Below are 1,394 nucleotides of genomic sequence, written 5' to 3' on the forward strand. Positions count from 1 at the left end.
GACAAAAACTGGTCTTGGATCAGACGAGGGTATTATTTTTTGAGTATGCTAGCAGCATGGCTATTTATCTGGCTCCTAAATTCTTGGAATTTATTAGGATTTAAATTTTAAGTTAATTTTTGTGATTCGACAAGGGTAGATATAACGTTGAAAACTGATCCGAAGTTACCTTTGATCATCAATCCTAGTTTTACATCTCAAATTCAAATGCTATATCTACCTTAGATAAAATCAATTTTATCTAAGGTAGATTAAATTACCTAGAGAGTTAAAATTCCATCGGAGTCCAATCCCCAGAAGGAATGAAACTCGCCCAATAGTAAGGATGATCGTAAAGCCTCCCATCCTCACCTTTTAGTTCACCTTGTAACATTTGTCGCTGAATTTCATGTAATGCTTGGCTTCTTCCTTGACCTGCTTTTAGATTTTTGTAGTAACCTACCATCAAGTCTTTAGTGGCTGTATCGCTGACTTTCCAGAGGCTAATTACTTGGCTTTCACTACCTGCTATTACTAAAGCTCGACGCAAACCATATATTCCTTCTCCACTGGTAATGTCGCCTACAGCTGTATCACAGGCAGACAACACTACTAATTTTGTTCCCAGTAAATTGAGTAGTGTTGTTTCATAGGCAGTCATTATTCGATCATCACCGCCACTCTGACGGGGTTCAACACCAGCAAAAACTAATCCCGAACGTAGGAGAGGATTGTCAAAAACATTGGTTTCACCTAACGGGGATTCTTTGGGATCTAAAAAGAATCCGTGAGTAGCAATATGAAGGAAGCTGGGACTTTTTACTTGTTTAAGGGCTTTTTCTGTGGCTTGCTTTTTAGTTTTAACTCGCTCGTTTGGTATATCTAATAGTTCCTGAATAGCCTGAGCTTCCTTGATTGTGCCTTCTAAAGGCGGAAATGACAACTCTGAAAAAAGCTGTGAAATATCCTCTTCCCCTGGTTTCTTGTATAGGGGATCGGCTAGTACCAGTGGTGGTTGTTGGCTAGGATACTTAATTTGTAGTCTTAGTAAGTCTCGTCCTGAAGTGAGATAGGTAAAGTTGTAGTTTTCTACTAAATATTGGTCATTTTCATCTACTAACGCTTCAAAGGGAACTAAATTGAGGGTAGCATCGGGAGAGAGCAGGATGTTATTGGTATCTCCCAAAAGCTGACGGACACGTTTCATTACTAACTCGTCTAGCTTTTTAGCTGATAATGTGAGTTGTGTAACGGGAACTTGGTTACGCAGATATTTACGAAACTTCTTTACCTCTTTATCAATAGATTCTGCTTCTCCTAAGTCGATTGCTTGAGGTTTTCCTTGAGGATGAAGTATGTAAGCTGCGTAGTGAGGCTTACCAAGGCGCTGACCCGGTTGAGCTTTAGGATTGAAG

Annotated in this window: 1 protein-coding gene; it reads right to left on the minus strand. The window is 39.6% G+C overall.

Going from position 1 to position 1,394, the window contains the following annotated elements:
* Nucleotides 1-268: 268 nt before the first annotated feature.
* Nucleotides 269-1,394, minus strand: a 1,126-nt coding sequence (locus F6K49_RS49300; protein WP_293110059.1) for a CHAT domain-containing protein, incomplete at its 5' end; no start/stop codon positions are given.

This window comes from Moorena sp. SIO3I6 (genome assembly GCF_010672095.1).